Annotated in this window: 17 protein-coding genes; 11 read left to right on the top strand and 6 right to left on the bottom strand. The window is 43.2% G+C overall.

Annotated features, from left to right (window positions below):
- Nucleotides 1-222: 222 nt before the first annotated feature.
- Together ppc and argE are read right to left on the bottom strand one after the other, a co-directional pair.
- Nucleotides 223-2,856, bottom strand: a complete 2,634-nt coding sequence (gene ppc / locus I1A42_RS15000; RefSeq protein ID WP_196123936.1) for a phosphoenolpyruvate carboxylase — start codon at nucleotides 2,854-2,856, stop codon at nucleotides 223-225.
- Nucleotides 2,857-3,094: 238 nt separating this feature from the next.
- Nucleotides 3,095-4,234: an acetylornithine deacetylase gene (argE, locus tag I1A42_RS14995; RefSeq protein ID WP_196123935.1), complete on the bottom strand. Its 1,140-nt coding sequence runs from the start codon at nucleotides 4,232-4,234 to the stop codon at nucleotides 3,095-3,097.
- 457 nt (nucleotides 4,235-4,691) lie between these two features.
- Here argE and argB point away from each other — a divergent pair, with 457 nt between their 5' ends.
- The 3 genes from argB (at nucleotide 4,692) to argH (ending at nucleotide 8,839) form a co-directional block, all read left to right on the top strand.
- Nucleotides 4,692-5,483: an acetylglutamate kinase gene (gene argB, locus I1A42_RS14990; RefSeq protein ID WP_161153599.1), complete on the top strand. Its 792-nt coding sequence runs from the start codon at nucleotides 4,692-4,694 to the stop codon at nucleotides 5,481-5,483.
- 71 nt (nucleotides 5,484-5,554) lie between these two features.
- Nucleotides 5,555-6,769 (top strand): argininosuccinate synthase, encoded by a 1,215-nt coding sequence (locus I1A42_RS14985; RefSeq protein ID WP_161153600.1) that lies wholly within the window; start codon nucleotides 5,555-5,557, stop codon nucleotides 6,767-6,769.
- Nucleotides 6,770-6,964: 195 nt separating this feature from the next.
- Nucleotides 6,965-8,839: an argininosuccinate lyase gene (gene argH, locus I1A42_RS14980; RefSeq protein WP_196123934.1), complete on the top strand. Its 1,875-nt coding sequence runs from the start codon at nucleotides 6,965-6,967 to the stop codon at nucleotides 8,837-8,839.
- A gap of 239 nt (nucleotides 8,840-9,078) precedes the next feature.
- On the opposite strand, the gene I1A42_RS14975 is transcribed toward argH, so the two are convergent.
- The 3 genes from I1A42_RS14975 to I1A42_RS14965 form a co-directional block, all read right to left on the bottom strand.
- On the bottom strand, nucleotides 9,079-9,348 hold the full coding sequence (locus I1A42_RS14975) for a DUF3624 domain-containing protein (RefSeq protein ID WP_161153602.1): 270 nt from the start codon (nucleotides 9,346-9,348) through the stop codon (nucleotides 9,079-9,081).
- 134 nt (nucleotides 9,349-9,482) lie between these two features.
- Nucleotides 9,483-10,940 (bottom strand): dihydrolipoyl dehydrogenase, encoded by a 1,458-nt coding sequence (locus I1A42_RS14970; protein ID WP_196123933.1) that lies wholly within the window; start codon nucleotides 10,938-10,940, stop codon nucleotides 9,483-9,485.
- A gap of 123 nt (nucleotides 10,941-11,063) precedes the next feature.
- Nucleotides 11,064-11,795 carry a glutathione peroxidase gene (locus I1A42_RS14965; protein ID WP_196123932.1) on the bottom strand — a complete coding sequence of 244 codons (732 nt, stop codon included), beginning with the start codon at nucleotides 11,793-11,795 and terminating at the stop codon, nucleotides 11,064-11,066.
- A gap of 158 nt (nucleotides 11,796-11,953) precedes the next feature.
- Between I1A42_RS14965 and oxyR the strand changes: the two genes are divergently transcribed.
- Nucleotides 11,954-12,877 carry a DNA-binding transcriptional regulator OxyR gene (gene oxyR / locus I1A42_RS14960; RefSeq protein WP_196123931.1) on the top strand — a complete coding sequence of 308 codons (924 nt, stop codon included), beginning with the start codon at nucleotides 11,954-11,956 and terminating at the stop codon, nucleotides 12,875-12,877.
- A 75-nt stretch (nucleotides 12,878-12,952) separates the two neighbouring features.
- On the opposite strand, the gene I1A42_RS14955 is transcribed toward oxyR, so the two are convergent.
- Nucleotides 12,953-15,490 carry a penicillin-binding protein 1A gene (locus I1A42_RS14955; RefSeq protein ID WP_196123930.1) on the bottom strand — a complete coding sequence of 846 codons (2,538 nt, stop codon included), beginning with the start codon at nucleotides 15,488-15,490 and terminating at the stop codon, nucleotides 12,953-12,955.
- Nucleotides 15,491-15,634: 144 nt separating this feature from the next.
- On the opposite strand from I1A42_RS14955, the gene pilM reads away from it, so the two are divergent.
- The 7 genes from pilM to aroB all read left to right on the top strand — a co-directional run bounded on the left by pilM (nucleotide 15,635) and on the right by aroB (nucleotide 21,376).
- Nucleotides 15,635-16,585, top strand: coding sequence for a pilus assembly protein PilM (pilM, locus tag I1A42_RS14950; protein WP_196123929.1), 951 nt, complete (start codon nucleotides 15,635-15,637; stop codon nucleotides 16,583-16,585).
- Entirely contained in the window at nucleotides 16,569-17,111 is a 543-nt protein-coding gene (locus I1A42_RS14945) for a PilN domain-containing protein (protein WP_196123928.1), read from the top strand. The genes pilM and I1A42_RS14945 overlap by 17 nt, the downstream gene beginning before the upstream one ends.
- Nucleotides 17,112-17,690 carry a hypothetical protein gene (locus I1A42_RS14940; protein ID WP_196123927.1) on the top strand — a complete coding sequence of 193 codons (579 nt, stop codon included), beginning with the start codon at nucleotides 17,112-17,114 and terminating at the stop codon, nucleotides 17,688-17,690. It begins immediately after the preceding gene.
- Nucleotides 17,687-18,214, top strand: a complete 528-nt coding sequence (locus I1A42_RS14935; protein WP_196123926.1) for a hypothetical protein — start codon at nucleotides 17,687-17,689, stop codon at nucleotides 18,212-18,214. Before I1A42_RS14940 ends, I1A42_RS14935 begins: the two co-directional genes overlap by 4 nt.
- Nucleotides 18,211-19,557, top strand: coding sequence for a type IV pilus secretin PilQ (locus I1A42_RS14930; RefSeq protein ID WP_230389533.1), 1,347 nt, complete (start codon nucleotides 18,211-18,213; stop codon nucleotides 19,555-19,557). The genes I1A42_RS14935 and I1A42_RS14930 overlap by 4 nt, the downstream gene beginning before the upstream one ends.
- A gap of 186 nt (nucleotides 19,558-19,743) precedes the next feature.
- On the top strand, nucleotides 19,744-20,262 hold the full coding sequence (aroK, locus tag I1A42_RS14925) for a shikimate kinase AroK (RefSeq protein WP_161153612.1): 519 nt from the start codon (nucleotides 19,744-19,746) through the stop codon (nucleotides 20,260-20,262).
- Nucleotides 20,263-20,290: 28 nt separating this feature from the next.
- On the top strand, nucleotides 20,291-21,376 hold the full coding sequence (aroB, locus tag I1A42_RS14920) for a 3-dehydroquinate synthase (protein WP_161153613.1): 1,086 nt from the start codon (nucleotides 20,291-20,293) through the stop codon (nucleotides 21,374-21,376).
- The last annotated feature ends 13 nt before the right edge of the window (nucleotides 21,377-21,389 follow it).

The raw sequence follows: 21,389 nt of genomic DNA, 5'->3' as shown, positions 1-21,389 counted from the left end.
TTTGCCACCTTTAAAGCCGTTAATCACCTAGAACTGCGACTTATAATTATTAAAGGGTTATCGCAAAGGAAACGTAGTATATCTAAATAATAAGCATAAAGTGGAACAGCAATAAGGAACCTCTAAAAAAACTGACATTATTCTCAATATAGATCCTGATGCCAAATAAAAGGCCGCATCACTGCGACCTTTTGGGGTATTTACAGAATAATATACTGAACGTTAACCTGTATTACGCATACCTGCGGCGATTCCGGCAATGGTTACCATCAACGCTTCTTCCAATTCTGGACTCGGAGTCTCAGTTTTACGGGTACGGTAAAGCAGCTCAACTTGCAACATATTCAATGGTTCAACGTAGATATTACGTAAACGGAATGACTCGTGTCCCCATGGGTCACTCTGCATAAGATTGTCGTTGTTTTCGACGTTCAATACCGCTTTGATGTCTTTCTCTAGCTGAGTACGCAAGTGTTCGCCTAGCGGACGTAACTCTTCATCCACCAAACGTTCATCGTAATGTTGTGCCACTTTAGCGTTACATTTGGTGTATACCATTTCTAGCATACCCAAGCGCGTTGAGAAAAAAGGCCACTCACGGCACATTTCTTCCAATAAAGCTTGATGGCCCTTATCAATTGAATATTGAATGGCTTCGCCAGCACCTAACCAAGCCGGTAAAACTAAACGGTTTTGACTCCATGAGAAAATCCAAGGAATCGCACGCAAGCTTTCAACACCACCTTTTGGATTACGCTTAGAAGGGCGAGATCCCAAAGGTAACTTACCCAGTTCTTGTTCCGGAGTCGCTTGACGAAAGTAAGGGACAAATTCAGGCTGACCACGAACAACTTTGCGGTATGCTTCGCAAGACACTTCAGAGAGCACTTCCATTAGGTCACGCCATTCTTGCTTCGGCTCAGGAGGCGGTAGCAAATTGGCTTCGAGAATGGCACTGGCGTACATGTTGAAGCTATTTACCGCAACTTCAGGTAAGCCGAGTTTAAAGCGAATCATTTCTCCTTGCTCTGTCACTCGCAAGCCGCCTTTCAAACTCTTCGGTGGCTGAGAAAGCAAAGCTGCATGAGCTGGCGCACCACCACGACCTGTTGTACCGCCACGACCATGGAACAGTGTTAATTCGACATTAACGTTTTCACATACGCGAACCAATGATTCCATTGCATGATACTGTGCCCAGCCAGCAGCCATGCCGCCAGCGTCTTTCGCTGAGTCGGAATAACCAATCATGATCATCTGATGATTGTTGATAAAGCCACGGTAGAGATCGATATTCAATAACTGTGTCATCACACCTTCGGCGTTATTCAAGTCATCAAGAGTTTCGAATAGTGGGCAAACATCAATGCGATAAGGGCAGCCAGCTTCTTGCAGCAATAGGTGTACAGCAAGTACATCTGACGCAGTACGAGCCATAGAGATGACGTAGGCACCAAATGCTTCACGCGGTTGTGCTGCCACGATACGGCAAGTATCAATGACCTCTTGTACTTCAGGAGATGGCTCCCAATCAAGCGGTAGCAGTGGGCGTTTAGATGCGAGTTCATTCGTTAAGAACGCGATTTTGTCTTGTTCAGTCCACTGATCATAATCGCCAATGCCAAGGTGGCGAGTTAATTCTGAAAGAACGTCTGAGTGACGGGTACTTTCTTGGCGAATATCTAACTGAACCAAGTGAACGCCAAATGCTTTTACTCGACGTAGTGTATCGAGTAACAGGCCATCAGCGATGACTCCCATGCCACATTCATGTAAAGACTCATAGCATGCATGTAGCGGTTCCCACAGCTGTTTTGATGTTCTAAGTGGCGCTTTGACCGCTAAGATTTGACCGCTGATTTTTGCATCCAACACATCTTTGGTTTCTTGAAGCAAAGCGCGAATACTTTTCAAAATGGCACGGTAAGGTTCATGCTCTTCTGGACCAGCCAGTTCACGAACTTTATCGTTACATTTAACCATCGATAACTCACTGATTAAGTCATTGATATCAGCAAGATAAAGGTCAGCTGCTTTCCAGCGTGACATCCGCAAAACTTCACGAGTTATGGTATGTGTGACAAATGGGTTGCCGTCTCGGTCTCCTCCCATCCAAGAAGAAAAGTGCACGGGGCGGGCATCAATAGGTAAGCCTTGGTCATAGTAATCTTTTAGGCGGTCATCCAAGTCGCGTAAAAAATCAGGTACTGCTTTCCATAGTGAGTTTTCTACAACTGCAAAGCCCCATTTAGCTTCGTCGAGCGGAGTTGGTCGTTGTTTACGAATGGCATCAGAATGCCATGATTGTGCGATCAATTGTTCCAAACGCAATTCAGTGCGGTGACGCTCTTTCTCTGAGAGCTCACTTAACTCTAATTCTGATAAACACTCATTGATTTTGACCAGTTTATTGATCATCGTACGGCGAGCGATTTCAGTTGGGTGAGCAGTGAGAACAAGTTCGATGTTTAAGTCTCGGATAGCTTGAGCGCTATCGAGTTTACTCACTTGGTTTTCATCTAACTTATCGAAGAGTGCACTGAGGGGATTGGGTTCACAGATATACTCGTCACAGTGACGAGAAATGCTGTGATATTGATCGGCAATGTTGGTGAGATTAAGAAATTGGTTAAATGCTTGAGCGATAGGAGTCATTTGATTATCGGGAAGATTTTCAATTAGCTCTATCAGTCGTTGTCTGTCTTCTTCATTCCCTTTACGGGCTGATTTTGACAGTTTTCTTATTGTTTCTACTTTCTTTAAAATAACGTCGCCGTCAGAATCTTGGATTGTTTTACCCAAGAGTCGTCCAAGCATACTCACGTTACTTTTGAGAGCAGCGTATTTCTCGTTCATTGTCGTCGTCCTGCTTTGAAAAAAAATTACATCCAATGTTTTTTTGTTAGCTACACAATCTAACTACAGTTGTATACTGGCGTCAAATCGCACGGCTTTGCTTGAGTTGTATCAAAAATTGAACGGATTTCGTCGTAATCTGTTGCTTATCAACATCTCAAGTGAAACTTTCTTTCATGTAAAGTGCATATGAATGAAAGATCGTGCTTCAAAAGTACGATCTTTCAGTCTTTATGCATCAAAAACAATATTTGTACATTGCTTTTGACAGTATATCGATCGTCGGGTCGATATACTCAAAGGCGAGGTATTCATCTGGTTGGTGAGCTTGGTCAATTAAGCCAGGCCCCATAACGATAGTTGGACAGACTTCTTGTAGGTATGGCGCTTCAGTACAGTAGTTAACTGTTTCAGCTTCTTTACCTGCTATTTCACTGACGTCATGCACGAATGGATGATCGTGATCACATTCATAGCCTGGAATTGAACCGTGTAAAGGCGTAACTTGAATTCTATCTGGCCACTTAGCTTCAACTTCTTTAAGTGCATCTTTCAGTAAATTGTTTAGTCCATCTAAACTCATTCCTGGTAATGGGCGCACATCGTAATGCAGTTCACAACAGCCACAAATTCGGTTGGCACTGTCGCCCCCGTGGATATGACCAAGGTTAAGTGTGGGGTGTGGTATTTCAAAACCAGGGTGATGGTATTTCTTCACTAAAGTATCACGTAGTTGCATAAGTGCGTACAGCACTTCGTGCATGATTTCGATCGCATTCACACCAAAGGCCGGGTTAGAAGAGTGTCCCGATTTACCGGTGACACGCACCGCATTAGCCATATGACCTTTATGTGCATAGATAGGCGTTAATCCTGTGGGTTCACCAATGATGCAGTAATCAGGGTTAAAGGGTGAGTTTTTTGCGAAGTGCTGTGCACCAAGCATTGTGGTCTCTTCGTCACAGGTTGCTACGATATAAATAGGCTTTTTCTGTTTACTCCAATCATCGATCTTTTTCACAGCTTCCATCACAAAAGCAAAGTAACCTTTCATATCAGCGGTACCAAGACCATAGAAACGGTTGTCGGCTTGGGTGAGAGCGTGAGGATCAAAATTCCAGCGGCCAGCATCGTAAGGGACGGTATCGGTATGGCCTGCAAACATTAGCCCACCTTCACCTTCACCTTTTTTAGCCATTAGATTGACTTTACCGGGTTCAACTTGTTCTGTCTCGACTTTGAAACCTAGCGAAGTAAGCCAAGTGGCGAGTAATTCGGCCACTTTTGCGTTTCCTTCATCCAATTTTGGATCGGTCGCGCTGATTGAAGAGGTTGAAATGAGTCCTTCATAAACCTCAAGAAAACTAGGTAATTGCATAGAAACTTTGCTCCTACTATTGACAGAAATACGCTGAGAAGGTAAAACACATATTAAATCACTTTTAATGAATAAAAAACCGAATTAAGCTTTATTTTAAAAATTTATACTCAATTTTAAATGTCGGCTTTTATCGAGTACTTTGAATAAGTTTAGGTGCTAAAACCATCATCATAGGCACAAATGGCGACACGAAAGCCAAATAGAACTTGATGGTGAGAAAACGCCCAGAGCTCAAGCTAGCAGCTTTACATGTTCACGCCAATAGTGAGGTCGCAGGAAAATAATTTTGTAACGACCTGGCGAGTACATCATTGTTATTACAGCGATGGAAAATTTGTTAAAGGGTGCATCAGCGTAAGCAATGCAATGTTTAAACATTCATTACGGTTTCGGTGACATAAGTTCATCGACTTACTGCCTCTAAGAGTTAACCGTGTAGAGTTAAGGATCCAACATGTCGGATACACAACAACGTCCTTTGGTGATTAAGTTAGGTGGTGCTGCTTTATCAAGCACAGAGACACTAAGCAAATTGTTTGGTGCCATGGCAGAGTATCAAAACCAAGCCCACCGACGAATCGTCGTAGTGCATGGTGGTGGTTATTTGGTCGACGATCTAATGAATAAACTGCAGCTTGAGACCATCAAGAAAAATGGTTTGCGTGTCACCCCTTATGATCAAATTCCAGTGATTGCTGGGGCGTTAGCCGGAACTGCAAATAAAATACTGCAAGGTCAAGCAATTAAAGATGGTCTGAATGCTGTGGGGCTATGTTTAGGTGATGGTGGTTTATGCCAAGTAGAAGAACTCGATCCTGAACTTGGTGCTGTTGGCAAAGCATCAGCTGGCGATGCCACGATTCTAAATGCTCTACTAGACGCGCATGCATTGCCTATCATTAGTTCTATCGGCCTAACAAAAGAGGGCCAAATGATGAATGTGAATGCTGACCAAGCGGCTGTTGCGGTTGCTGAAACATTGGATGCTGAAGTTGCTCTGTTATCCGATGTGAGTGGTGTACTTGATGGCAAAGGCCATTTGATTCATCGCTTAGATGAACAACATGCTGATGAGTTGATTGAAGCAAAAGTTATTACAGATGGGATGATCGTAAAAGTGAAAGCAGCGTTAGAAGCTGCGAAAGATTTAGGTCGTCCTGTTGAGGTTGCGAGTTGGCGCTACCCTGAAAAATTAACCCAATTATTTGCCGGTGAAAATATTGGCACCCAATTTTTACCTCACTAAGTCGTAGAGTTTTGTATATAGCCTGAGCACTGACCGCCAAGCGCAGAGCCAGGAAATGGAGAGTAGAACAAATGAGTAAAGTAAACGTAAATAAAGTAGTAGTGGCTTATTCTGGCGGTCTTGATACCTCAGTAATCATCCCATGGCTAAAAGAAAACTATGGTTGTGAAGTTGTGGCTTTCGTGGCCGATGTTGGTCAAGGTGCTGATGAGTTGGTTGGCGTTGAAGAAAAAGCACTAGCATCAGGTGCTTCTGAATGTTACGTCGTTGACCTGAAAGAAGAAATGGTAAAAGACTACATTTACCCAACACTAAAAACAGGCGCATACTACGAAGGTAAATACCTTCTAGGTACTTCAATGGCTCGTCCAATCATTGCTAAAGCACAAGTTGAAGTGGCTCGTAAAGTTGGTGCTGATGCACTGGCTCACGGCTGTACTGGTAAAGGTAATGACCAAGTTCGTTTCGAAGGTGCATTCGCTGCACTAGCACCAGACCTACACGTAATTGCACCATGGCGTGAATGGGATTTAGTGAGCCGTGAAGAGTGTCTAGACTACCTAGCAGAACGTAATATCCCATGTACTGCATCGCTGACTAAAATCTACTCTCGTGATGCGAACGCATGGCACATCTCAACTGAAGGTGGCGTTTTAGAAAGCACTTGGAACGCGCCAAACGATGATTGCTGGGCTTGGACAACCGATCCAGAAAAAGCACCAAACGAAGCTGAATACTTAACCATTAAAGTTGAAAAAGGCGAAGTGGTTGCGCTAAATGGTAAAGAGTTATCACCATACGAAGCATTGATTGCGCTTAACGAAGTGGGTGCAAAACACGGTATCGGTCGTATCGATATCGTTGAAAACCGTCTTGTTGGTATGAAATCTCGTGGTTGTTACGAAACTCCTGGAGGCACCATCATGATGGAAGCGCTTCGTGCAGTAGAGCAACTTGTACTAGATAAAACGTCGTTTGAATTCCGTGAAGAGCTAGGCATCAAAGCTTCTCAACTTGTTTACGATGGTCGTTGGTTCACTCCACTATGTAAATCAATCATGGCGGCAGCGGAATCATTGGCTGAAGACGTAAACGGTGAAGTCGTGATTAAACTTTACAAAGGTCAAGCAACTGCAACGCAAAAACGTTCAGATAACAGCTTGTACTCAGAAGAGTTCGCTACATTCGGCGCTGATGATGTTTATGACCAAAGCCATGCTGGTGGTTTCATTCGTCTTTACTCGCTAGCAAGCCGTATCCGTTCTCTAAACGCAGCAAAAAAATAATCGAGAACAAGATAGATTAAATGAAGAGGGAGCGTCTATCGGCGCTCCCTTATGTAACCAAGTAATATGTAACCAAGTAATTTATACTCAAGTGACTTTATTTAAGGTGACTTCGGTATAACAAACACTGGCAATAATGAAGCAATTCTAGTCACCTCCTTAGTGATTAGGCACTAAAGTAGCAGGAGAAACGCAATGGCATTATGGGGCGGAAGATTTACCCAAGCAGCAGATACAAGATTTAAACAATTTAATGATTCATTGCGCTTTGATTACCGCTTGGCTGAGCAAGATATCGTTGGCTCAATTGCCTGGTCGAAAGCCTTGTTGTCAGTGAATGTACTGACAGAAGAAGAACAGCAACGTTTAGAACTTGCTCTAAATGAACTTAAGATGGAAGTGATGGAAGATCCGGAGCAGATTCTTGCTTCTGATGCAGAAGATATTCACTCTTGGGTTGAACAGCAGTTGATTAACAAAGTGGGTGACTTAGGGAAAAAACTGCACACGGGCCGTTCACGTAACGACCAAGTGGCAACCGATTTAAAACTATGGTGTCGCCAACAAGGTCGTCAAGTATTGATGACACTTGATCACCTACAAAACAAACTGGTTCAAGTGGCCAGCGAGCATCATGACACTGTATTGCCGGGTTATACCCACTTACAGCGTGCTCAACCAGTGACATTTGCACACTGGTGTTTAGCCTACTCAGAAATGTTTGAACGTGACTATTCACGTTTACAAGATGCCATTAAACGTTTGGATACATGCCCGCTAGGATCTGGTGCTTTGGCTGGTACTGCTTATCCAATTGATCGTGAAAAACTGGCTTACAATTTAGGCTTCCGTCGTGCAACTCGTAACTCACTTGATTCTGTTTCTGACCGTGATCATGTTATGGAGCTGATGTCTGTTGCTTCTATCTCTATGCTCCACTTATCTCGTCTTGCTGAAGATATGATCTTCTATAACTCTGGTGAGTCTGGCTTTATTGAACTGTCAGATACCGTTACTTCTGGCTCTTCTTTGATGCCACAGAAGAAAAACCCAGATGCATTAGAGTTGATTAGGGGGAAAACTGGTCGTGTTTATGGCTCTTTGGCTGGCATGATGATGACAGTTAAAGCATTGCCTTTAGCCTACAACAAAGATATGCAGGAAGATAAAGAAGGCCTGTTTGATGCGTTAGATACTTGGAATGATTGTATGGCGATGGCGTCACTTTGCTTTGATGGTATCAAAGTAAATGACAACAGAACGATGGAAGCAGCAAAACAAGGTTATGCGAACGCTACTGAACTAGCCGATTATTTAGTATCAAAAGGTATTCCTTTCCGTGAAGCGCACCATATTGTTGGTGTTGCGGTTGTTGGCGCTATTGAAAAGAGCTGTGCATTAGAAGAATTATCTTTGGATGAGCTCAAAGTTTTCTCTCCGGTGATTGAAGATGATGTGTATGCCATTTTAACGATCGAATCGTGTTTGGAAAAACGCAGTGCGAAAGGCGGCGTTGCTCCTCAACAAGTGGCTTACGCAGTTGAAGAAGCACAGAAACGGTTAGCAAAACGCGATAGTGCGTCGGTACAAGTACGTCCCGCTCGTTTGACGGATGTTGAAGCCTTAGAAGGTATGGTGACTTACTGGGCGAACATGGGGGAAAACCTACCTCGTTCACGTAATGAAATTGTTCGCGATATCGGTTCGTTTGCTGTTGCAGAGCATAATGGTGAGATTACTGGGTGTGCATCACTTTATGTTTATGACTCTGGTCTGGCTGAAATTCGCTCGTTAGGGGTTGAAGCTGGTTGGCAAAGCCAAGGGCAGGGAACGGCAATTATTCATTATCTAGTGAATAAAGCGCGTCAAATGGCAATCAAAAAAGTGTTTGTCTTAACTCGTACTCCTGAGTTCTTTATGAAACAAGACTTTATTCCTACATCAAAAACACTGTTGCCGGAAAAAGTATTGAAAGATTGTGAACAGTGCCCTCGCAAACATGCTTGTGACGAAGTGGCTCTAGAAGTTAATCTAGTTGAAAACTTGATTGCAAAATCGAGCGTCGCTTAATCATCGATAGGATTTAGGGAGCAAATAATGTTCAGCTCCCTATGGATAGGGTTGCATTTTTTACTAACTTAATGATCTTTAAGTATTAGCAAAAAATATTAAAAAAAGCGCTTTTTCTAGGAACCAAGTCTAAAAAGTAGTGTCTATTAAAGTACCACTGCTTTTTCTTAGATGAATCTAAGAGAGCCTCAGAATAACTGCTAGTTCTGAGGCTTTTTTTATGTCTGTTATTTCGATAGTTATTGGTGTGGATCGTGATGCTCTCGCTTCTGACGTTTACGCCATGGCAGAATCACAAATTTCATCCATAAGTGTAAAAACAGTAAGGCATTAAAAGCGAATCCCGCAAAGAGCAGTGCAATCGAGCCGATACTCTTCGGCGTATCTCGAAAAAAGAAATACCAAATCACCCAGCACACCACAGAAAGACTGGTTAATTGATCCATACAGCGTTGGCAGCGCCCAATTTTTTTCCAGAACCAATTTTCTTTACATGAATTACACGCCATGATGTCACTTGAGTTGTTGTGATATTGAATGTGAATAGTATATCGAATAAAAAAGCCCAGCTCTATTGAGCTGGGAAAAGTAGGGCGAGTTATGATTTAATATTTCTGGTTATTGGAAGTCTTAATAACTTGAATTAGCAACCTGGACCGCAATCAAGGCAATGTTTCACCATTTCAGGGCCAAGGTGTAACTTAGCATTCACATCACGTAGTGCAGTGCGAACCCCTTCTTCGATGACTGGGTGATAAAATGGCATATCGAGCATTTGCGAAATTGTCATTTTGTTCTGATGCGCCCAAGCTAATAAGTGAGCCAAGTGCTCGGCATTTGGCCCCATGATTTCAGCTCCTAGGAAGCGGCCGGTGCCTTGCTCTGCATAGACATGTAGCAAACCTTTGTTACGCAGCATGACGCGAGAACGTCCCTGATTTTCAAACGATACCTCACCCGTTGCAAAGCAACCGCAGTTCCCTAGACGGGCAGAAAGCTGTTTGAAGTTTTCGCCTACCATTGCAATTTGAGGATCGGAAAAGACCGCAGAAATTACTGAGCGACGCAATCCGGCCCGAATATCAGGGTAACGACCTGCATTGTCGCCTGCGATACGAGCTTGATCAGCGGCTTCATGCAGCAATGGAATTTGGTTGCTCGCGTCCCCTGCAATAAAAATATGTTTTACTGAGGTTTGTAGTGTGAAGTAGTCGGCGGTTGGTACGCCACGCTCATCCAGCTCAAGCTCCGTGTTTTCCAAAGCAAGCTTATCAACATTTGGTCGGCGCCCTGTTGCGGCTAATACATAATCTACGATAAAGGTTTCTAATTCACCTTGATGGTTAATGAACTGAATTTCCACTTTATCTTCGCCAGCTATACGCTGCATGCTTTCGACTTTTACATCAGGGTCTAGATAGAATTCTTCTTGGAATGCCTTAGTAGCATAGTCCATGACTTCTGGATCGGTGAGCGGGCCAACTTGGCCACCTAAGCCGAAGACTTTGACCTTTACACCTAGGCGGTGTAAAGCTTGGCCTAGTTCTAAACCAATCACTCCTGGGCCAAATACCGCAACCGATTCTGGTAAGTCATCCCAACTGAATACGTCATCATTGACAACTAAGCGATCACCCAACTCATTCCACACGGCAGGATAGGCTGGACGAGAGCCAGTCGCGATCACGATTCTTTCTGCATGAATTTCAGTATGGTCATCGACAAGTAACGTGTTTTGATCTTTGAACTTAGCGTATCCAGCAATTTTATCTTCTGCTGGAATCTCATCGACCCCTTCTAGTACAAAGCCAACAAAGCGGTCGCGTTCACGCTTAACGCGGTCCATCACTTCTCGACCATTAATATGGATGTCACCTTGTGGATGAATACCAAATCCAGGTGCTTTTTCAATTTGGTGTACACTTTCAGCTGCGGCAATCAGTAGCTTAGAAGGCATACAACCAACGCGCGCACAGGTCGTGCCGTATGGGCCGCCTTCAATCATAACGACGCGATTTGAATGAGCTTTAGCGGCGCGGTAAGCACCTAAACCAGCGGTACCACCACCGATAACAGCAACATCAACATTTATTTTATGCATAACGGGTCCTTAGCGATGATGTAGCTACCATCACTGATAATCATAGTGTTTGAATATCGGACCCATCATGGGTCCCGAGAAGAATGAAACAGTAGGTGCATGATGCACCTACTGTTGGGGTGCTTATTTAGCTAGGTAAGTATCTAGTTCTTCGCTACCACCGATGTGTTTACCACCGATGAATACCTGAGGAACTGTTGCACGGCCAGTCACAGCACGTAGGCTAACCGTTGTTGCATCTTTGCCTAGAACCACTTCTTCATACTGTAGGTGCGCATCTTGAAGTGCTTGTTTCGCTTTTGCACAGAATGGGCAGCCTGGTTTAGTGAATACAGTAATGGATTCTTGAGTTTTGTAATCAGGCGCGATGTATTTCAACATAGTATCTGCATCAGACACTTTGAACGGGTCGCCTGGTTCGTTTGGCTCGATGAACATTTTCTCAACCACGCCATCTTTTACTAGCATGCTGTAACGCCATGAACGCTTACCGAAGCCTAGGTCGTTTTTATCAACTAACATACCCATGCCGTCAGTGAACTCGCCGTTACCATCTGGAATAAAAGTAATATTCGCTGCTTCTTGGTCGGCTTTCCATGCATTCATTACAAATGTGTCGTTCACTGATACACATAGAATGTCATCGACGCCGTGTTCTTTGAATACTGGGAATAATTCATTGTAACGAGGTAAGTGGCTTGAAGAACAAGTTGGAGTGAACGCGCCTGGTAGGCTAAATACGATCACAGTCTTACCTTTGAATAATTCATTAGTAGTCACCTTAACCCATGCATCACCTTGGCGAGTTGGGAAAGTCACTTGAGGGACGGCTTGGCCTTCTTTAGCAATAGTCATATCTTGGAATCCTTAACATTTTTTAATTAATGGTGAATTACTTAACAGCATAGTGATCTGTGTTCGTTTTGATGTGATTAAGATAAAAGAAATGCTTTGATAGTTCTAATCGTTTGATGCTATGGTTTCGATAGGTTACTTCTATGAGAGGGCGATAAATGAACATTCGAGACTTTGAATACTTAGTCGCGTTGGCGGAACACAAGCATTTTCGTAAAGCTGCTGAGGCTTGTTTCGTGAGTCAGCCAACCCTAAGTGGACAAATTCGTAAGTTAGAAGATGAATTAGGCTCAGTGTTACTTGAACGTAGCAGTCGCCGAGTGCTTTTTACTGATGCAGGCCTTAAGTTAGTTGAGCAAGCAAAACGTATTCTTAGTGAAGTAAAAACCTTCAAAGATATGGCCAATGAGCATGGTGGGTCTATGAGTGGACCGATGCATATTGGCTTCATTCCAACGCTTGGTCCGTATTTATTACCGCGTATTGTACCGGAATTAAAAGATCACTTTCCTGAATTAGAGTTGTATCTTCATGAGTCGCAAACGCATGATCTTGTAAAGCAGCTTGAAGAAGGAAAATTGGATTGCTTGATTCTAGCTTCGGTCGAAGAAACAGAGCCATTTAAAGAGATCGAGTTTTATCAAGAACCATTAAGTCTTGCTGTACCGAGTGATCATGAATGGCATGATCGTGATGAAATCGATATGCATGAACTGAAAGGGCGAACAGTCCTTGCTCTAGGTGATGGTCACTGTTTACGCGATCAGGCATTAGGTTTTTGTTTCGCCGCTGGTGCAAAAGATGATGAGAGCTTTAAGGCCACGAGCCTAGAGACATTACGCAATATGGTAGCTGCGGGGGCGGGAATTACATTATTGCCTGAATTAGCTTTGCCAACTGAACATGAGAAAGATGGTGTAAGTTACATTAAAGCCGTCAATCCAATTCCATCTAGACGTTTGGTTGTTGTTTATCGCCCAGGTTCACCACTGCGTGAACGTTTTGAAAAACTAGCAGAAGTGATCGAGCAACGATTACTACAAATGAAGAAAAAGGCGCTAGATTTGCAATCCCAAGCGTAAACTATTTGCACTACTTTGCGCATAAAAAAAGGCTGCCAGCGTATTGAACTGGCAGCCTTTTCACTTTGATGACGACTAGAACAAGCTACTGTCATCACCTGATGGCGTCGTATAGATGTTGTCTGAAACACCATCAGACACATACTCTTTGGGTTCGGTCCCTTTAATAAAGTATTCGAACATGGATGTGTAATCAGGTTTATTGGTTAGCAGACCTGTTGCGCGGTCAATACGCACTCGAATAATGCCGTCAGGGATTTGTTTATTCTGGTGCGGTACGTCGGCTAATGCATGTTTCATAAACTCTATCCAAGCTGGTTGGGCGGTTTTTGCTCCCGCTTCTGCACCATGAATATCGTCTTTGATATTTGGATTTGGTGTTGTATGACCTAAATCGCGGCTATGGTCATCGAATCCGACCCAAGCTGTTGCAACAAGGTCTGGGGCAAAACCATCATACCAAGCATCTTTTGAATCGTTGGTTGTCCCTGTTTTACCACCGATATCACGACGGTGTAGGACTTGAGCTCGCCAACCAGTACCGTTCCAACCCGTGCCATGAGACCAGTTACCGCCACCCCAAATGTTGCTGTACATCATTTCACGCACTAAGAACGCATTTTGTGCAGAGATGACTTGTGGAGCATATTCTGTATTGGCATCGTGTTCATCAAAACCTGCATTATCTTTGTTGGTCTGACAATCTTTACGACAAATTATCTTTGGATTCGCTTTATATTCCACGTCACCAAAAGGACCTTCAACTCGATTGATATAGAAGTGTTGTACGTAGTAACCACCGTTGGCGAAGACAGAATAGCCTTGAGCCAATTTCACGGGAGTTAAGCTACCAGCACCTAATGCAATGGTCTCTGAGCGAGGTAATTTGTCCAAGTCAAAACCAAAACGTGTTAAGTAATGACGAGTTTTATCCAAACCAACTTCACGCAGAGTTCGTACTGCCATCACGTTTTTCGATTGTGCTAAACCAATACGAATACGTGTTGGGCCACCATACGTTGGAGGTGAGTTTTGTGGACGCCATGCTGTACCTTGGCTTTTATCCCACTGGTTAATCGGGGCATCATTAATCAAGGTGGCTAGAGTCATGCCACTATCAATGGCTGCGGAATAGATAAATGGCTTGATACTTGAACCGACCTGACGTACCGATTGAGTGGCACGGTTAAATTTGTTATGCACAAAGTTAAATCCGCCAACCAACGCTTTTACCGCACCATTTTCAGGGTTCATCGCAACGAAGGCGGTATTCGCGTTAGGTACTTGGCTAAGTTTCCAATGAGTAAATCTCTGTTCATTTAGCACTTCAGGATCTTCTGAAGGTAAATCTTCAGACTCTTTCTTATCATCAGTTAGCGGTTGTACCCAAATCTGATCGCCTGGGCTGAGTATGTCACTCGCCGTTTCTGGAAGTGGACCTTGTCTGTTGTCAGTGATAAAGCGACGAGCCCAGTTCATATCTTGCCAAGCAATCACTTGTTGGCCGTGGTTTTTCACTGTAACTTGCGCTGTTTGATCATTAACTTGAGTAACGACTGCAGGATAAAGCTCACCATAAGTAGGTTGGTCAGTGAGATAATCTTCTATTTTGTCTGTATCCCAAGCAGGCTGATCATCTTTCCACAATTGCTTAATCGCACCACGATAGCCGTGACGTTCGTCGTAAGCTAATAGGTTATTTACTGCCGCGTGGTTAGCTGCTTCTTGTAGTTTCGAGTTCACCGTGGTGTAGACTTTTTTACCTGAGGTATAAACGTCATCACCATAGTGTTTTACCATCCATGCACGGGCTAGCTCTGCGACATAAGGAGCATTTAGTTCGACTTCTGCGCCATGATATTTTGCTACCAATGGCTCTGCTTTCGCTTGCTCATATTGTTCGCGAGTAATGTAGTTCTCATCGAGCATACGAGCTAAAACAACGTTACGACGTTTTGTCGCACGCTTAATTGAGTAAATAGGATTCATGGTGGATGGCGCTTTAGGTAAGCCAGCAATCGTCGCCATTTCACCTAATGTGAGGTCTTTTACTTCTTTACCAAAATAGACTTGAGCGGCAGCACCAACACCATAAGAACGATAACCCAAGTAAATTTTGTTGAGGTAAAGCTCGAGAATCTCATCTTTAGTCAGCAACTGCTCGATGTGAACAGCGATAAAAATTTCTTTTATCTTACGCATAATTTTCTTCTCATTACTTAAGAAGAAATTTCGCGCTAATTGCTGTGTGATAGTACTTGCCCCTTGTGTCGCACTGCCAGAAATCATCACTGCAACGGCGGCGCGAGCAATCCCGATAGGGTCGAATCCATAGTGTTCGTAAAATCGGGAATCTTCTGTGGCAATAAATGCGTCGATCAGTTCTTTTGGCATCTGATCGAGTTTTAAAGGAATGCGGCGCTTTTCACCAAATTGAGCAATCAATTTGCCGTCTTGGCTATAGACCTGCATTGGGGTTTGTAATTTGACGTCCTTTAGTGTCGCTACATCGGGCAATTCTGGTTTCACATAAAGGTAAAATCCAAAAATAGTAGTGACTCCAAGAAATGTGCAAATTAATGAAAATATTACTAATCGCTTTATGAACTTCACCGGAGAATCCCTGTTTAATAGAGGCCGCTGTTAGGCAAACCCTTGTACTCTAGTGATCCTCTGAGCTTGGTGCAAATCTTGTTGCACTACCTTACAACATTGTAAAGGCATATTGGGCTAAGATGATCACAGGAGTTGAGCTGCATGGGTATATCATCACGAGTTACAGGTGTCGATATTGGCCATTACAGTATAAAAGCTGTCACTTTAACGCCGACACACCATGATATGTATTCAGTGGTGTTCTGTGCGGAGTTGCTCGTACCCTGTGGTATTTTCGCTGATAACCACATGCTGGATTATCAGAAAATTGTAAAGAAACTCAAAGAACTAAAAAAGACCTTACCGGTATTTAGTTATAAAGTTGCTACTAGCATTCCTGACTCAGCAGTAATAACTAAACAATTACAGTTAGATAGCTACCAACTTTCGCATTTAGACATCAAGTCTCATGTTCAAGAACAATTGCCATTTTTATCAGAAGACCTTAGTTTTGACTACATTCCGAGCGTGGAAGTTCACTCTAGCACTCATTTAGGTCCTCGTTATCAAGTCGTTGCAACGCGCCAGTCCTTAATCGCAAATAGAACCTCATTATTCGAAAGTGCCGGTTTTACCCCATTAATGGTAAATCAACAAGCGAATAGTTTATCTGCTGTATGGCACTTTTTAGCTCAGAAAATGGGGCAACAACATTGGTTCATTTTAGAGATAGGTTTAACCCAAGTGACTTTATGTCATGGGGGTGCTGATGAGATGTCTTTTTACCAAACCAATACCCGATATGAAGAATTGACTGACTCTGGACGACCATTATGGGTGGAATGGGTTGAACAGCAAATTGCTATGTATCGTTCAGGTGCTGATGTTAGACGTATTGATGGTATCTGGGTTGGTGGTGGGGGTGGCTGTTCAGCGCAACTACTCCATGATCTCAATCGTTGGTTGGCTTTACCAACGAAGGCTATTCCAATAGATCAACTTTGTGATATGCGCAGTACTCAGCTCGTTCTGAGTTCTAACTATACCGCTGCCTTTGGTATGGCACTTAGTGGGTTGCACTGGATGAGGACTCGCCATGCATTATGCAATTAACTTACTTCCGTGGCGGGAGCAACGAAGTGTTAGGCTGCGGCGTCGGCTGCTTATGTGCTCGACTGGCGTTGCGGTATTGCTACTTGTTATTCAAGTTACTTTGTACTTTGTGTTACAGCAGGAAAGTGATTTGATTGAGCAGCAAATGAATGCTTCTCGATATAGACAACATCAACTACATAGCCAGCACCAAATATTGCAATCTATCCACCGTGAATACCTGAGCTTACGAGACAAAGCGAGTGTTTTAGCTCAATTACGTCAGCAAAATAACCAAGTGTTATACGTGATGAATGTTCTGCCAAGACTATTACCTCAAGATATGGTTTTGAATAGAATTGATTGGCAGTTAAATCAAATAACTTTAAAACTAAATGCAGTGAAAAGTGCCGAGATCGGACATTTTATTCGTCAATTGGAGCGTGAACCTCTTATTGAGCGTGTTTTGCTAGGTTCTCTTGTTGAACAAGGCAAGAAACAAACACGAGAACTGGAACTTTCTCTCTGGATAAAAGGGGAGTTCTAGATGCATGAATTAGCGTTGAGAAGCTTTGTGTGCTGGCCGTGGCGATATCAAATGATATCGGTTTTGGCGTGTTTTTTCGCAATAGGCGTACTCAGTTACTGGTGCTTGTGGCAGGAGCCATTCCAAGAGCTCGATAAACGACAACATCAGTTACAGCTTTCACAGAAAGCATTACTCGAAATGCAAGATGAGATAACGACATGGCAAAAATCACAACAATTAAAATATGAATTGGAAGTGTTATTGGCACAGGACAAGCAGTCGCTCACTTCTCCAATAGAGCCTAAACACGCGCGACTTGCGAGTGATAGTGAGCGATCTTCTATATTGGCAAGGATGAATCTGTTAGCGCAACGATTTGAGCTAACAACGGTGTCCATGACATGGATGAATAAAGGCAAAGTATCACGTTTACAATTTGGGGTAAGAGGTTCATATCATCATATAGGACTGTTTTTTCAAGCAGCAACGCATGAGCTTAACTCGGTGATATTCGAGTCTGTAATTTGGCAGCCAACCGCTGACGCTGAAATTTTGTTAGTGAAGGGTGTCGCACAAGTTCAGAGTGCAGACCGATGAATATTCAGTTATTGATGACATCATTCATCGTGATCATTTTTAAATGGGGAATGGTATCTGCCATGGCAAATGATGCTGTTCAGGGAAGCGCTAAATTCACCGAAAATGAAAAGGCGTCAACTTTCCCTATACATATTGCCCCTAGACTGGCTTTTAATGCTTTGGGTTATCGTAACCCTTTTGCTCACTCTACTAGACAATCATCAAAGCAACCTGTTGATTGTCATTCTTTTTTTTCTAAAACAGTTAGTGACACAACGCTTTTCCCTACTCTCGATTTTCAACAATTACGGTTAGTTGGGGTTGTGCTAAGCACTCCTTCATTTGCCATCGTTCAATTACCTAATCAAGAGTTAACTCGACTATATGTTGGGCAGCATGTTGGCACTAATCGCGTTCTGATTACGCACATTGGCCAAGCAAGCTTAATTGCCATGGTACAAAAGCAAGAACCCCATCAATTACAAGAATGTGAGCGCTATGTTTTGTCGTTTAAACCAATGGCAAAGGAGGGAGCAAAATGATGAAGAAAGGTCATATAACGGCTTGGTCAAAATACTTTTTAAGCACTTGGTTATTTTGTATCTCTATGTTTATTAATGATTTGGCTTGGTCTCAATCTGCTGAGTTATCAAGCCAAACTAACAAAACGGTATCACTTAAGTTTCAACAGATTGACGTACGGCGCATATTAACTTTGTTGGCTGAACAGAGACATCTCAATCTTGTTGTCGGAGATGAGGTGTCAGGAAAAGTGTCGCTAAATTTAGAACATGTGACATGGGAGCAGGCTTTACAGGCTGTAATGAAGAGTCAAAATCTTGCTCATCGAATGGACGGACAGGTGCTTCATGTTTTTCGCGCAGCACCAAATCCTGAGCCGATAAACAGTGTTCCAGAACAGACCCGTGATGAAAGGGAGCGATTTGAATATCGTCTGATCTCAGTTCATTACGCGCAGGCGAAAGAAGTTTACGCATTACTCACCAGCCAAGGGACACCTCCCATGCTCTCAGAGAGCGGTAGTTTACATGTCGATAATCGCACTAATGGTTTGTTAGTGTTTGATGATCCAAAACGTATTCAGCGCTTAGAACAGCTCGTTGCTACTTTGGATGTGCCGATGAAACAGGTGCTGATTGAAGCAAGAATTGTCACGTTAAGTGAAGGTGAACTGGAGGATTTAGGTGTCCGTTGGGGAATACTACATGGTCAGCAACATGATATTGGCGGATCATTAGAATCCCTTAAAGGTGAGGATGGGGTAGATTTAAGTCAGCAGCTCAGCCTCAATTTACCTTCAGCACCGCTTAACTCGTCTAGTATTGCATTTCAGGTGGCCAAATTAGGTGCAAACACATTGCTAGATTTAGAGCTTTCGGCATTGCAAAGAGAATCGAAAGCAGAAATTATTTCTAGTCCTCGGTTATTAACGACCAATAAAAAGCCCGCTTTTATCGAGCAAGGTACTGAAATTCCTTATTTAGAAGCCGCAGCGAGTGGGGCAACATCGGTTTCTTTTCGTAAAGCGGTGTTAAGTTTGAAAGTTACTCCACAGATTACACCAGATAATCGACTTATTCTTGATTTGAACGTCACGCAAGATCGCCCAGGAGAAACGGTGACGACTGGAACTGGAGGTGCCGTTGCGATTCAAACTCAGAGAATCGGGACTCAGATCATGGTTAATAATGGTGAAACTATCGTGTTAGGCGGCATTTATCAGCACAGTTCTGTGCAGCGTGTAGAAAAAGTTCCACTGCTGGGAGATCTCCCCATTTTGGGGGCTCTTTTTCGCCGCAGCTACCAGCAGAGCGGGAAAAATGAGTTGTTTATATTCGTCACTCCGAAAGTGTTCATTCAATAACTTAGATAATTTATCGCCCGATAAGTGAAATTAAAGTTGCATTAGTGCAGTCAGATCTAGATAATTTCGGGTCTTATCACGAATTATCTGTGAGGAATAGGTGCCGCAAGCATTCCTATCGTTTAACTCTATCTAGCGAATCTTGTGGCGATGTCATTGAATTAACGTTGTAAATTACTGCTAAACATGGCTGAAAAACGCAATATTTTCCTTGTTGGCCCGATGGGTGCTGGCAAAAGTACAATTGGTAGACACCTCGCTCAACAACTTCATATGGAGTTTGTTGATTCTGATACCGTTATCGAAGAGCGCACTGGCGCAGATATCGCTTGGGTGTTTGATGTAGAAGGTGAAGAAGGTTTCCGCAAACGTGAGGAAGCTGTTATCAACGATCTGACCGAACAGCAAGGTATTGTTCTCGCTACTGGCGGCGGTTCAGTTAAGAGCAAAGAAAACCGTAACCGCCTTTCTGCTCGTGGTATCGTTGTTTACCTTGAAACTACTATTGAAAAACAACTTGCGCGAACTAATCGCGACAAAAAACGCCCATTATTACAGACTGAGCACCCTCGCGAAGTCCTAGAAGAACTGGCTAAGGAACGTAATCCTCTGTATGAAGAAATCGCAGATGTTACTGTTCGAACTGACGATCAAAGTGCAAAAGTGGTAGCCAACCAGATCGTAAAAATGCTAGAAGAACACTAAGTCGTTCTTTTTATGAGGAGTGCATACCATGGAGCGGATTACGGTCAACTTAGGTGAACGTAGTTACCCAATCTCAATTGGTGCCGGGTTATTTAATGATCCGGCTCTTCTTTCTTTGTCACCAAAGCATAAAGTGTTAGTGATCAGTAACGTAACAGTTGCACCACTCTATGCAGCTAAAGTGACAGCCATGCTTGATGCTATCGGGTGTGAATCATCAGTGCTAGAACTCCCTGATGGTGAGAAGTACAAAAGTCTAGAAACGTTTAATACCATTATGACTCACCTTATTGAGCATAATTACAGCCGAGATATGGTTGTGATTGCGCTTGGTGGGGGAGTTATTGGTGATTTGGTTGGATTTGCTTCTGCGTGTTATCAGCGTGGTGTCGATTTTATCCAGATCCCAACCACATTATTATCTCAGGTAGATTCTTCAGTTGGTGGTAAAACTGCGGTGAATCATCCGATGGGTAAGAATATGATTGGGGCGTTTTACCAACCAAAATCAGTGCTGATTGATACTGACTGCTTGAAAACTCTTCCCGACCGTGAATTTCCTGCGGGTATGGCAGAAGTGATTAAGTACGGCATCATCTATGATGAAGCCTTTTTTGTTTGGCTAGAAGAAAACCTTGATGCTCTATATGCGCATGATGTGAAAGCATTAACTCACGCGATTGCTCGTTGTTGTAGCATTAAAGCTGAAGTCGTTGCTCAAGATGAAAAAGAGTCAGGTATTCGGGCTTTATTGAATCTTGGTCATACATTTGGTCACGCGATTGAAGCTGAATTGGGTTATGGCAATTGGCTGCACGGTGAAGCAGTGGCTGCAGGTACTGTTATGGCTGCTAGAACCGCGCATTTGCAAGGATTGATTACTGAGCAACAAGTCGATCGTATCATTGCTATCCTTAAACGAGCAAAACTACCGGTACATACTCCGGACAGTATGTCGTTTGAAGATTTCATGAAGCACATGATGCGAGATAAAAAAGTACTTGCTGGTGAGCTTCGATTTGTATTACCGACCAGTATCGGTACTGCAGAAGTTGTGAAAGGCGTTCCAGAAGCAGTGATCAAACAAGCAATAGATCTTTGCCGTATAGATTAAACCTTTCATTATC

The sequence above is a fragment of the Vibrio nitrifigilis genome (assembly GCF_015686695.1).
Taxonomy (GTDB): Bacteria; Pseudomonadota; Gammaproteobacteria; order Enterobacterales; family Vibrionaceae; genus Vibrio; species Vibrio nitrifigilis.
The sequence above is the reverse complement of the archived record's forward strand: the minus strand, read 5'-3'. Positions and strand labels throughout refer to the sequence as shown.